The sequence below is a fragment of the Kitasatospora sp. RG8 genome, from assembly GCF_017813315.1.
Taxonomy (GTDB): Bacteria; Actinomycetota; Actinomycetes; order Streptomycetales; family Streptomycetaceae; genus Kitasatospora.
The window spans coordinates 26,019-37,449 of sequence record NZ_JAGIYX010000003.1; the positions used below are offsets into that span (position 1 = coordinate 26,019).

Sequence of the window (11,431 nt, forward strand, 5' to 3'; positions counted from 1 at the left end):
GTGGGGATGCGCCCTGCACTCGACTTACACTCTCCAAGTGGAGGCGTCCCCGGTTCTTGGGATTTAAGCGGAGGCGCCTCCATTTAGCAAACGCACCGACGGCGAAGGAGCCCCCCATGACCACCGGCACCGGACGGCCGCTACGGGCCGACGCGCGGCGAAACCGGGAGAAGATCCTCTCCGTGGCCGTGCGCGTCTTCGCCGAGGAGGGGCTGGACGCGCACCTCGAACGCATCGCCAAGGAGGCGGGCGTGGGCTCCGGCACCCTCTACCGGAACTTCCCGACCCGGGAGGCGCTGATCGAGGCCGCCTACCGCAACGAACTGAGCCGGCTGTGCGACGCCGCCCCCGAGCTCCTGGCGGCCATGCCGCCGCGTGAGGCGCTCCGCGCCTGGATGGGACGCTTCATCGACTACGCGACGGCGAAACTGGGGATGGCCGAGGCCCTTCGCGCCGTCGTCGACTCCGGCGTCAACCCCTACGCCCACAGCCGCGAGCTGATGATCACCGCCCTCACCTCGCTCCTGGACGCCGCGACCGCCGCCGGGACGATCCGGTCCGACATCGGCGCGGGCGACATGTTCGCGGCCCTCACCGGCGTCGCCCTCGCCTCGGGGAAGCCCGAACAGCGCGAGCAGGCCGAACGGCTCCTCGACCTCGTCCTGGACGGGCTCAGGCACGGAACAGCGGACTGATGCCACCACGGAAGTGCCGGCGGACGACCGTCCGCCGGCACTCGGCCCGGCGGCCCCGGTGACCGAGGCGGCTCCGGCGGCCCGGCGATCACGAGCCCGGCGCGGTCGGGCTCCCCGACGGGGCTCCAACCGACGGGGCGCCCACGACGGCACGCCTGCGCCCCCGGGCGGGCAGGGCCCGTCCCGAGGTGACATCGACCGGCGCAGGGCCGGTGCGACGCGGAGGAGCGGTCAGCCGGGCATCATGCCCATCTGACGCATCATTCCGACGCCGTCCCAGCTCCACCAGCCCTCCTTGACCATGCCGTCCTCGAAGCGGAACACCGTCATCCCGGCGGCCTCGATGGTCTTGTTGCTGGCCGGCATGCCCATGAACTCCCCGATGTGGGTGCCGCGCCAGACCCAGCGGGTGGCCACCTGGTCCCCCTCGGCGATCTGGGACTGGATGTCGAAGGTGAAGTCGAAGGCCGTCCGGTAGCCCTCGATCATCTGCCGTACGGCCGCCGGGCCGACCGTGTCGCCGTCCATCGACGGGTCGTGGTCGCGGTAGTCCGGCGCGAGCAGCTCGTCGAGCGCGGACATGTCCCCGCTCGACGGGTCGACGAGCAGCCGGCGGGCCGCAGCCTTCTGGAGCTGCTCGTCGCGGACCAGGTCCAGGTTGGTGAAGGTCGGCGGCTCCTGGCAGAGCGCGACCATCTCGCGGAAGATCCGGTCGGTCTCCGGCAGGCCGGAGTTGCGCATCGCCGCCTCGTAGGACGGGAACTCGACGATCTCCACGATGTGCTGGGCGTCCGCCCGGTCCGCACCCACCATCGCGTGGGTGGCGGTGCGCCGGCCCTGAGTCTGCTCGATCCAGGTGTCCATCAGCCGGTTGAGCTCGTCCGGCCGCTCCGTGCGGCACTCGACGATCTGTACAAAGGTCATCGCAGACCTCCCGATCACTCCCCCTGCTGGCCGCCGTCCGCGATCGCGCCGCCTTCCACTCTCCTCCTGCCGCCGCCCGGTCACCACAAGAACCGGTCACCACCCGCAGCCGGTCACCGCCAGAACCGGTCACCGCCAGTACCGGCCACCGCAAGAACGGTCACCGCCAGAACCGGCCACCGCAAGAACCGCTCACCCGCAAGAAGGGGGCCCGGCCCGCTGACCGGGCGGGCGGCCGCCCAGGGGCCGGACGGGCGCTCCCGCGGCGACTGCTCCGACGGCGGCGGATCCGGGGGCCCCCGGCTCAGCCGTCCTCGCGCGGCCCCAGCTGCCGGAGGCGGCCGGTCAGGAAGTCGCGCTCGACGGTGTTCTCCGTGAGCAGCAGCGCCTCCTGGTAGGCCAGCCACGCCTCCTCGGTGCGGTGGAGCCGGCGCAGGAGGTCGGCGCGGGCGGCGGCGAGGTAGCCGTAGCCGGCGAGCTGCGGTTCGGTGGCGAGCGCGTCGAGCGCCGCGAGTCCGGCGGCCGGGCCGTCGGCGAAGCCCACCGCCACCGCGCGGTTGAGGGCCACCACCGGTGACGGCCAGATCCGGACCAGCAGGTCGTAGAGGGCGACGACCTCCCGCCAGTCGGTCTCCTGCCAGCTCGGCGCCCCGGCGTGGACGGCGGCGATGGCCGCCATCAGCGCGAACCGCCCCGGGGGCCTCGGGCGCAGGGCCTCGCGGACGAGCGCGAGGCCCTCCTCGATCGCGGCGCCGTCCCACCGCGTGCGGTCCTGTTCGTCGAGCAGGAGCAGCCGGCCGTCGTCGGCCGAACGGGCCTCGCGGCGGGCGTCGGTCAGCAGGATCAGTGCCAGCAGCCCGGCGACCCCGGAGTCCCCGGGCAGCAGGGTGCGCAGCATCCGGGCCAGGTCGAGGGCCCGTTCCACCAGGTCGCGGCGGACGAGGTCGTCGCCGGCCGGGGCGGTGTGCCCGGTGGTGAAGAGCAGGTGCACCACGGTGAGGACGGCGTCGATGCGTTCGGGCAGTTCGTCGGCGGGCGGTACCCGGTAGGGGATGCGCGCGGTGGCGATCTTCTTCTTGGCGCGCGTGATCCGGGCGGCCATGGCCGGCTCGCTGACGAGGAAGGCGCTGGCCACTTCGGCGGTGGTGAGGCCGCACAGCAGCCGGAGGGTCAGGGCGACCTTGGTCTCCTCGGCGAGGGCCGGGTGGCAGCAGGTGAAGATCAGCCGCAGCCGGTCGTCGGGGTACTCCTCCGCCGGGGACGGCTCCGGTGCGGGGCCGTCGGCAGGACCGGCGGCGGGGTCGAGGAGCTGCGGCAGCGACCGGCGCAGGGTCGCGTCGCGCCGCAGCCCGTCCAGTGCGCGGTTGCGGGCGGTCGTGGTGAGCCACGCCCCGGGGCGCTGCGGGATGCCGCGCTCGCCCCACACCGTCAGCGCCTTCGCGTACGCGTCCTGCACGCACTCCTCGGCCAGGTCGAGGTCGCGCGTGACGCGCGCGGTCGCGGCGAGCACGAAGGCCCACTCGCGACGGTGCGCGTCCGCGACCGCGGCGGCGACCACCGGGTCCGTGGCCATCGGCGGCCTCCGTCAGTCGATCACCCGGACGGGACGCACCTCGACGCCGCCGCCGAAGTGCACCGGGACCTGCTTGGCCAGGCCGATGGCCTCGTCGAGGTCCGCGGCCTCGACCAGGTAGTAGCCGCCGAGTGCCTCCTTCGTCTCGGCGAAGGGCCCGTCCGTGACGGCGAAGCCGCCCGACCCGTCCTTGCGGACGGAGGTGGCCGTCTCGGTGAAGTGCAGGGCGTTGCCGCCGAGGACGGCCGTCCTGTTGCGTTCCTGGAAGGCGCGGTGGTCCTCGTGCGCCTCGGCCAGGGTCTCCTGCGGGGCGGCGGCCCAGGAGGCCTCGTCCCCGTAGATCAGGATCAGGTACTGCGCCATGGCGTGCTCCCCTCTCGCTCGGGCCCGCCGTCCGGGCCCTCCACTCGTACGACGTGCGGCACCCGCCGGAATCGACAGCGCCCTCGGGCTCATCTTCCTGCGGCCGGTGTCGATCCGGCCTCCTCCCGTCCGTCGAAGGGGTGAGACCGGAAACCCGGCCCCCGATCCGCAGAGGATGTGAACCCCATGTCTCACGACGACTTCCCCCGCGCGCCCGCCGCGGCCCGGCCCCGCCAGGCGTGGACCCTGGTGCTGGCCTCCCTCGGGTTGTTCATGGTCGCCCTCGACACCCTGGTGGTGACGACCGCGCTGCCCGTACTCAGAGCCGACCTGGGCGCGAAGCTCACCGACCTCGAATGGACGGTGAACGCCTACAACCTGGCCTTCGCCTGCCTGCTGCTGACCGGCGCCGCGCTCGGCGACAGGTTCGGCAGGCGGCGCGTGTACGCCATCGGAGTCCTCGGCTTCGCCGTCGCCTCGGCGGCGGCCGCCATGTCCGGCTCCGTCGGAGCCCTGATCGCCGCCCGCGCGGTGCAGGGCGGTTTCGCGGCGATCGTGATGCCCCTGACGCTCACCCTGATCAGCCAGGCCTTCCCGGCCGAGAAGCGCGGGATGGCCATCGGGCTCTGGGGCGGCATCGCCGGTCTCGCGGTCGCGATGGGACCGGTCGTCGGCGGGGCGATCACCAACGGCCTCGCCTGGCAGTGGATCTTCTGGCTCAACGTCCCCGTCGGGCTCGCCCTGGCCCCGCTCGCGCTGCGCCGGCTGACCGAGAGCTTCGGCCCCAGGCCGCGCCTCGACCCCGTCGGCCTCGCCCTGGCCGGAACGGGCTTCCTGGGCCTGACCTGGGGGCTGGTCCGCGCGAGCACGGTCGGCTGGGGCAGCGCCGAGGTGCTCCTCTCGCTGCTGGCCGGGACGGCCCTGGTGACCGGCTTCCTCGCCTGGCAGCGGCGGGCCCGCAACCCCATGCTCCCGCTCGGCCTGTTCCGTCTGCGCGGCTTCTCCACGGCCAACGGCGTCAGTTTCTTCATGTACGCCTCGCTGTTCGGCGCGCTCTTCCTGATGTCGCAGTTCCTGCAGATCGGGCTCGGCAACTCGCCGCTCGCCGCGGGCCTGTGGATCCTCCCCTGGACCGCGACCCCCGTGGTGGTCGCGCCCGTCGCGGGCGCCCTGTCCGAGCGCTTCGGCAACCGCCCCTTCATGGCCGCCGGGCTGGCGATGCAGGCGGCCGGACTCGGCTGGGTCGCCGCGATCGCCCACCCGGGCATGGGGTACGCCCAGCTGAGCGTCGCCCTCACGGTGGCCGGGGTCGGAACGTCGATGTGCTTCCCGACCGTCGCCAACGCGGTGATGGGGTCCGTGCCCCAGCAGGAGGCCGGGGTCGCGTCCGGGACGAACAGCGCCATCCGGGAACTCGGCGGCGTCTTCGGTGTCGCCGTCCTCGCGGCGATCTTCACCGGGCCGGCCGTCTACGGCTCGCCCGACGCCTTCGTCGACGCCTTCAGACCCGCCCTCGGGGTAGGCGCGGGCCTGGCCGTCGTCGGCATCGTCTCGGCGCTGCTCGCGCCCCGGCACGCAGGAACGCCGCGGGAGGGCGGACCGGGCCAGGCCGGCCCCTCCGCCGAACCCCGGGCCGTGCGGACGGTACGCACCGACGCGTGATCCCGCCGCCGCCCGTGTCCGCACCCACGTCCGTGTTCGTGTTCGTGTCCGCGTGGTGTCCGGCCGGGGGCGGGGGTCAGTCCCCGGAGGAGCCGAAGATCCCGACGTGAGTGGGCCGACCGTCGGTGTGGAGGAGCACGTAGCGGCCGGTCCAGCGCATGGTGTGCTCGCCGTGGAGCGTCGTGTCCGGGCCCGGGGTCCAGCGGAGGAGGGCCTCGTGGGCCCGGGCCGTCGCGGCCTCGTACTGCTCGACGGTCGGGCGTTCGGTGCCGAAGTGGTGCACCAGCCGCTCGGGGGCCAGGGGGCGCAGCGTCCCGTAGTCAGCGCCGCCGGCCCCGCCCGGGGGTTCGGTGGTGGCGACGACGTGCCGCACGTCCAGGATCGAGTGCGTGCCCGCCTCGGCCATGTACTGCTCGTCGGCGTAGAGCTCGGCGCGGCTGCCGAACATGGCGCCGTCGCCGTAGAGCTCCTGGAAGACCTCCTCGTGGAGGGCTTCCAGGGTGGCCTCCATGCTCCCCCGATACGGTGTGAGGTACTCCCACGTACTGCCGCCCATGGCCGCTCTCCCCTTCGTCCGCGCTCGGTCGGGACCAAGCTAGCGGGCGGCACCGACAACGGGCGGCGGCCCCTGATGCCCCGGCGCGCGCCACGTTGACGGGCGCGTGGACGGGCCCAACGTGGACGGGCCCGGCGTGGAGGGACGCCGAGACGACGGGTGCGGCGTGGCAGGCTTGCGGGCCATGAGCGCGAACGGTGCGGGCGGGCCCGGCGGGCGGATGCCGCTGCTGGTGGTGGACGCCGCCAATGTGGTGGGTTCGGTGCCCGACGGGTGGTGGCGGGACCGGCAGGGGGCGGCGGAACGGCTGCGGGACGCGCTGGCGCACGTCGCGCGGAGGGGGCTCGCGGACCACGGCGGTGCGCCGGAACGGTACTGCGGCGGACCGCTGGAGGTGGTCCTGGTCGTGGAGGGTGCCGCGCGCGGGGTCACGGGAGTCCCCGGGGTCGAGGTCGTCGCCGCGGCCGGCAGCGGCGACGACCGGATCGTCGGGGTCGTCGGGGACGCCCTGGCCCGTCGGCCGCAGCGGGACTGCCTTGTCGTCACCGCGGACCGCGGCCTGCGCGCCCGCGTCACCGCCCTCGGCGCCGAGGTCACGGGCCCGCGCGCGGTGTGGCCCGCCCGGTCCGCACCGCAGGCCGACTGAGGGCGGCTGGCGACCGGCCGACGACCGGCGGACGGCGACCGCAGACCGCAGACCGCAGACCGCAGACCGGCGGACGGACGCCGGCGGGCGCCCTCGGTGTGCTCCCGCACGCGTCTGCTGTGCCGGCCGTGGCGGCTGGTGTCATGGGGTCCTTCGTCTGGCAACCGAGTCGGAGGGGACCGGGTGGGATCGCGCAGGCCGGCGGCACGTCGGGGACGGTCGGGAAAGAACAGCGGTGGTGGGTCCGGTGGTGAGTCTCTCGTCCTGTTGCTGTGCGGCGCCGCGGTCGTCGTCGGCTTCGTGCCGGCGCTGCTCCGGTGGCTGTTCGCGCACTGGTGGTTGCCGCTGCTGCTGTCGGCGGCCGCTGCGGCCGTCGGCGTGGCGCTGGTCCGGAGCCGACTGGCCCGGGAGGCCGCGGCGCGCGAGCGGCGGCGCCGGCTGCGGCTCGCGCTGACGGGGCCGGGCGGCCTCGACCAGCTGGGGCACCGGGGCTTCGAGTTCGCCGTACGGGACCTCCTGCGCCGCGACGGGTGCCGCGCGGAGCAGGTGGGCGGCGGCGGCGACCAGAGCGCGGACGTCCTGGCGACGGACCCGCATGGACGCCGCTGGGTCCTCCAGTGCAAGCACAAACAGGACCCGGACGGCGGCTCGGCGGTCGGCGTCGGCGTGCTGTACGCGCTGGTGGGCACCAACGAGCGGGTGCACCGGGCCCAGGTGCCCGTCGTCGTCACCAACGGCAGGTTCACCGGCCCGGCGGTGAGGTGGGGCCGGGAACAGGACGTCGTCCTGGTCGACCGCGAGCTCCTCGGCCGCTGGGCCGCCGGCGGCCGGCCGCTCTGGGAACTGCTGCCCCGCGTCCCGGCACCCCGGCCCGGCCGGCACCACTGATCCGGCCCGGCTCCCCCTCCCGCAGCCACTTGCCCCACCCGTCCCACGGCCCCGCACACCACGCGCCCTCGCAGTCACACACCCGCCCCCACACCCCACACCCACGCAGTCACGCAGTCACGCAGTCACCAGAACGGGGATACACCGTTGACCATCAGCGCGTCGGCGGCACTCGCCATCATCATCCTCATCCGCCTCAACCGCCGTACCGAGGCCCGCAGCCGGGCCGACGAGCGGTTCATGGCCTTCCTCTGCGTCGTGTTCGGCGTACTCATCGCCGCCTCGCCATGGGGCCGGACCATCTTCCGGCTCGTCGGCGTGGTAACCCAGGCAACCCTCTGAGGCCGCCCCGGCCCGGCGCGAGGGGCGCTGCGGGCGGTGCCCCCACCGCGGGGGGCGCCGCTCGTACGGTCGTCGCGCCGGGGCCGGGCGCTGTTTTCATCCGGGTATACACGCGATTCGAGCGTCAGGCATTGCCTTGACGCGTGAATCGATCGTAGGGTCGATCCTGCACCCCCCACCGGAGGACCAGCCATGCACCCCTTCCGCTCCCCTGGGCCGGCCGCCGGGCGGCTGCCGGGCCGCCCCGACCCCACCGTGCGGCGGTGAGCGGGATGGACGAGATCGACCGGGCGATCCTGCGTGAGCTCCAGACGGACGGCCGCATCCCCTACGCCGAGCTGGGGCCCAAGGTCGGGCTGTCGCCGTCGGCGGCCCGACAGCGGTTGCAGCGGCTGATCGACGCCAAGGTGGTCCAGGTCGTCGGGGTGACCGACCCGGTGGCGATGGGCGGCCAGGCCATGGCGCTGCTGGGCATCCGGGTGGACGGCGATCCGCGGGCGGTGGCCGATGCGCTCTCCCGGCACGACGAGGTCGTCTACGCCGTCCTGACCTCGGGCGCCTTCGACCTGTTCACCGAGGTCGTCTGCCACAGCCCGGCCGCGCTGCTGGACTTCATCAACGACGTGGTGCGCCCGGTCGAGGGCGTCACGGCGGTCGACAACTTCCCCTACTTCGGGATCCACACCCACCGGTTCCTCTGGGACGTGGGCTGAGGCCCGCACCGGGCCCTCCCTCCCCGCCGAGCCGTTCACCCAGGACAAGGACTCCCGCATGCCCCACGAGCAGCCCTCCGGCGTCGACTTCTTCGCCCGCAAGGCCCTGCCCGCCCCGCGCGTGAGCGGGTCCGACGCGCGCCGCATCGCCGCCGAGCACTTCGGGCTCACCGTGCACGCCGACGCCCTCGGCAGCCAGCAGGACACCAACTTCCTGCTGCGCCAGGGCGACGGCGGCACGGCCGTCGCCGTGCTCAAGATCGCCAATCCGGCGTTCAGCGCGACCGAGACGGCGGCGCAGGACGCCGCCGCCGACCTGGTCGCCGAGGCGCACCCCGGGCTGCGGGTGGCAACCGTCCTGCGCGACCCCGCGGGGGCCCGGCGGGCGGCCACCGTCGTCACCGAGGACGGGCCGGTCACCGCGCGGCTGCTGCGCTTCCTGCCGGGCGGAGCCCTCTCCGGGCCCCGCCACCTGTCCCCGCGGACGGTGTCGGCCATGGGCTCCATCGCCGGCCGGGTCGGCACGACGCTCCGCGACTTCCGCCACCCCGGGCTGGAGCGGGTCCTGCAGTGGGACCCGCAGTACGCCGACCGGGTGGTCGGCGGCCTGCTCCACCACGTCGCCGAGGCGGACCGGCGCGCCGCCGTGGAGGCCGCCACGGCCGGGGCCTGGGCGGGCCTCGGCGAGGTCCGCGACGCGCTGCCCCGGCAGGCCGTGCACCTCGACCTCACCGACGACAACCTGGTCCGCTCGCCCGGCAGCCGCGCCGGCCTCCCCGACGGGATCATCGACTTCGGCGACCTGACGCACAGTTGGGCAGTCGCCGAGCTCGCCGTGTGCCTGTCCTCCGTACTGCACCACACCGGCGCGGAGCCGCACCACGTCCTGCCCGCCGTGCGGGCCTTCCACGCCGTGCGCCCGCTGTTCGCGGAGGAGGCGGCGGCGCTGTGGCCGCTGGTCGTGCTGCGCGCGGCCGCACTGGTCGTCAGCGGCCGCCAGCAGGCCGACGTCGACGGCGACAACGCCTACGTCAACGCGGCGCTCGCCGGCGAGTGGCGGATCTTCGAGCAGGCCGTCTCGGTGCCGTCCGCGGTGATGGCGGGCCTGGTCGCCGACGCGCTCGGCCTCCCCGCGCGGCCGGCCCCCTCGCTGCCCGTCGGCCGTCCGCTGGTGGCGGGCCTCGCCCCGGACGGGATCGCCCTGCTCGACCTGTCGACGGAGGCCGACGCCATGGACCACGGCGCCTGGCTGGAGCCCGGCGCCGAGGGCCGGCTCGCGGCCGACCTGCTCGCCCAGGGCAGCGCCGCCGTCGCCACCCGGTACGGCCGGCCGCGGCTCACCGCCGCCACCCCGTTGTCCGCCGACTCCCCCGCGACCGTCGCGACGGGTGTCGACCTCTGGCTGGGCGGCCCGGCCGGCCTCCAGGCGCCCCGCGACGGCGAGGTGCTCACCGCCTCGCCCGGCCGGGCGACCATCGGCTGCGGCCTCCACCTGCTGGACGTCTCCTGGGACGGCCCGGCCGCCCCCGGGGTGCGCGCCGGCGAACCCCTGCGTGCCGGCGACCCGCTGGCGGAGCTGCCCGCCGGGACGCGCGTACACCTCGCGCTGCGGCGTCGGCAGAGCCCCGAGGTGCCCGCCCTGGTGCGGCCCGAGTACGCGGCCGGCTGGCTCGCCCTGACCGCCGATCCCGCCGGCCTCCTCGGCCTGGCGGCGACCAGCGGCACGACCTCGTCGGCGGAGCTGCTCGGCCGGCGCGGCGCCTCCTTCGCCGACGTGCAGGAGCACTACTACGACGACCCGCCGCGCATCGAACGCGGCTGGCGGCACCACCTGGTGTCCACCGACGGCCGGGTCTACCTCGACATCGTCAACAACGTCACGCCGCTCGGCCATGCGCACCCGCGCGTGGAGCAGGCCGTGTCCCGGCAGTTGCGGCGGCTGAACACCAACTCGCGGTTCCACTACGCCTCGGTGGTGGAGTTCACCGAGCGGCTGGCCGCCCTGCTGCCCGAGCCGCTCGACACGGTGTTCCTGGTCAACTCGGGCTCCGAGGCGGTCGACCTGGCCCTGCGGCTGGCCATCGGCGCCACCGGACGCCACGACGTCGTGGCGCTCCGCGAGGCCTACCACGGCTGGACGTACGCCTCGGACGCCGTCTCCACCTCGGTGGCCGACAATCCCAACGCGCTGACCAGCCGCCCGGCCTGGGTCCACACCGTGGACTCGCCCAACCCGTACCGCGGCCGTCACCGCGGTGCCGACGCCACCGCGTACGCGGGCGACGCGGTGCGGGTGGTCGACGACCTCGCGGCGTCCGGCCGGGCACCCGGCGCCTTCGTCTCGGAGTCCTTCTACGGCAACGCCGGAGCGGTGGCCCTGCCCGACGGCTACCTCCGGCAGGTGTACGCGGCGGTGCGGCGCCACGGCGGTCTGACGATCGCGGACGAGATCCAGGTCGGGTACGGCCGGCTCGGCAGCTGGTTCTGGGGGTTCGAGCAGCAGGGCGTGGTGCCCGACATCGTGACGGTGGCCAAGGCCATGGGCAACGGCCATCCGCTGGGCGCCGTCATCACCTCGCGCGCGGTCGCCGACCGCTACCGCGACCAGGGCTACTTCTTCTCCTCCACCGGCGGCAGCCCCGTCTCCAGCATCGCCGGCCTCACCGTCCTCGACACCCTGCGGGACGAGGACCTCCAGGGCAACGCGCTGCGCGTCGGCACCCACCTGCGCAACCGGCTCCGCGCCCTCGCGGACCGCCACCCCGTCATCGGCGCCGTCCACGGCGCGGGCCTCTACCTGGGCGTCGAGCTCGTCCGCGACCGGGTCACCCTCGAACCCGCCCCCGAGGAGACCGCGGAGCTCTGCGACCGGATGCTCGAACTGGGCGTCGTCGTCCAGCCCACCGGGGACCACCTCAACGTCCTCAAGATCAAGCCGCCGCTGTGCATCGACCGCGCGGCCGCCGACTTCTTCGCCGACATGCTCGACCGCGCCCTCACCGAACTGTCCCCGGGCCCGCGCGGGCTCTGACCACCCGACTGCGGAGACTCAGGACCACGGCGAGGACC

Annotated in this window: 11 protein-coding genes; 7 read left to right on the plus strand and 4 right to left on the minus strand. The window is 74.7% G+C overall.

What is annotated here, in order from left to right:
• Positions 1-116: 116 nt before the first annotated feature.
• Positions 117-695, plus strand: coding sequence for a TetR/AcrR family transcriptional regulator (locus tag J5Y04_RS05450; protein ID WP_209410656.1), 579 nt, complete (start codon positions 117-119; stop codon positions 693-695).
• Between the two features lie 231 nt (positions 696-926).
• Here J5Y04_RS05450 and J5Y04_RS05455 read toward each other — a convergent pair whose 3' ends face one another.
• From J5Y04_RS05455 to J5Y04_RS05465, 3 genes are all read right to left on the minus strand, one after another.
• The gene (locus J5Y04_RS05455; RefSeq protein ID WP_209410657.1) at positions 927-1,619 is read right to left on the minus strand and encodes an ester cyclase; all 693 of its coding nucleotides are present in this window, start codon (positions 1,617-1,619) and stop codon (positions 927-929) included.
• Positions 1,620-1,923: 304 nt separating this feature from the next.
• Entirely contained in the window at positions 1,924-3,192 is a 1,269-nt protein-coding gene (locus J5Y04_RS05460; RefSeq protein ID WP_209410658.1) for an RNA polymerase sigma factor, read from the minus strand.
• Positions 3,193-3,204: 12 nt separating this feature from the next.
• Positions 3,205-3,555, minus strand: a complete 351-nt coding sequence (locus tag J5Y04_RS05465; RefSeq protein WP_209410659.1) for a YciI family protein — start codon at positions 3,553-3,555, stop codon at positions 3,205-3,207.
• Between the two features lie 186 nt (positions 3,556-3,741).
• Here J5Y04_RS05465 and J5Y04_RS05470 point away from each other — a divergent pair, with 186 nt between their 5' ends.
• Positions 3,742-5,217 (plus strand): MFS transporter, encoded by a 1,476-nt coding sequence (locus J5Y04_RS05470; protein WP_209410660.1) that lies wholly within the window; start codon positions 3,742-3,744, stop codon positions 5,215-5,217.
• A 76-nt stretch (positions 5,218-5,293) separates the two neighbouring features.
• On the opposite strand, the gene J5Y04_RS05475 is transcribed toward J5Y04_RS05470, so the two are convergent.
• Entirely contained in the window at positions 5,294-5,728 is a 435-nt protein-coding gene (locus J5Y04_RS05475; RefSeq protein WP_245204353.1) for a hypothetical protein, read from the minus strand.
• A 229-nt stretch (positions 5,729-5,957) separates the two neighbouring features.
• Here J5Y04_RS05475 and J5Y04_RS05480 point away from each other — a divergent pair, with 229 nt between their 5' ends.
• From J5Y04_RS05480 to J5Y04_RS05500, 5 genes are all read left to right on the plus strand, one after another.
• On the plus strand, positions 5,958-6,419 hold the full coding sequence (locus J5Y04_RS05480) for an NTP pyrophosphohydrolase (protein ID WP_245204354.1): 462 nt from the start codon (positions 5,958-5,960) through the stop codon (positions 6,417-6,419).
• A gap of 267 nt (positions 6,420-6,686) precedes the next feature.
• The gene (locus J5Y04_RS05485) at positions 6,687-7,307 is read left to right on the plus strand and encodes a restriction endonuclease (RefSeq protein ID WP_245204355.1); all 621 of its coding nucleotides are present in this window, start codon (positions 6,687-6,689) and stop codon (positions 7,305-7,307) included.
• A gap of 147 nt (positions 7,308-7,454) precedes the next feature.
• On the plus strand, positions 7,455-7,649 hold the full coding sequence (locus tag J5Y04_RS05490; RefSeq protein WP_209410662.1) for a hypothetical protein: 195 nt from the start codon (positions 7,455-7,457) through the stop codon (positions 7,647-7,649).
• A 272-nt stretch (positions 7,650-7,921) separates the two neighbouring features.
• Positions 7,922-8,362, plus strand: a complete 441-nt coding sequence (locus tag J5Y04_RS05495; RefSeq protein WP_209411064.1) for an Lrp/AsnC family transcriptional regulator — start codon at positions 7,922-7,924, stop codon at positions 8,360-8,362.
• Between the two features lie 58 nt (positions 8,363-8,420).
• Entirely contained in the window at positions 8,421-11,393 is a 2,973-nt protein-coding gene (locus tag J5Y04_RS05500) for an aminotransferase (RefSeq protein ID WP_209410664.1), read from the plus strand.
• Positions 11,394-11,431: the final 38 nt, after the last annotated feature.

Bases quoted from the DNA above. Each gene is read 5' to 3' on its own strand.
- J5Y04_RS05450 (WP_209410656.1), top strand. From the start codon at position 117: ATGACCACCGGCACCGGACGGCCGCTACGGGCCGACGCGCGGCGAAAC.
- J5Y04_RS05455 (WP_209410657.1), bottom strand. From the start codon at position 1,619: ATGACCTTTGTACAGATCGTCGAGTGCCGCACGGAGCGGCCGGACGAG.
- J5Y04_RS05460 (WP_209410658.1), bottom strand. From the start codon at position 3,192: ATGGCCACGGACCCGGTGGTCGCCGCCGCGGTCGCGGACGCGCACCGT.
- J5Y04_RS05465 (WP_209410659.1), bottom strand. From the start codon at position 3,555: ATGGCGCAGTACCTGATCCTGATCTACGGGGACGAGGCCTCCTGGGCC.
- J5Y04_RS05470 (WP_209410660.1), top strand. From the start codon at position 3,742: ATGTCTCACGACGACTTCCCCCGCGCGCCCGCCGCGGCCCGGCCCCGC.
- J5Y04_RS05475 (WP_245204353.1), bottom strand. From the start codon at position 5,728: ATGGAGGCCACCCTGGAAGCCCTCCACGAGGAGGTCTTCCAGGAGCTC.
- J5Y04_RS05480 (WP_245204354.1), top strand. From the start codon at position 5,958: ATGAGCGCGAACGGTGCGGGCGGGCCCGGCGGGCGGATGCCGCTGCTG.
- J5Y04_RS05495 (WP_209411064.1), top strand. From the start codon at position 7,922: ATGGACGAGATCGACCGGGCGATCCTGCGTGAGCTCCAGACGGACGGC.
- J5Y04_RS05500 (WP_209410664.1), top strand. From the start codon at position 8,421: ATGCCCCACGAGCAGCCCTCCGGCGTCGACTTCTTCGCCCGCAAGGCC.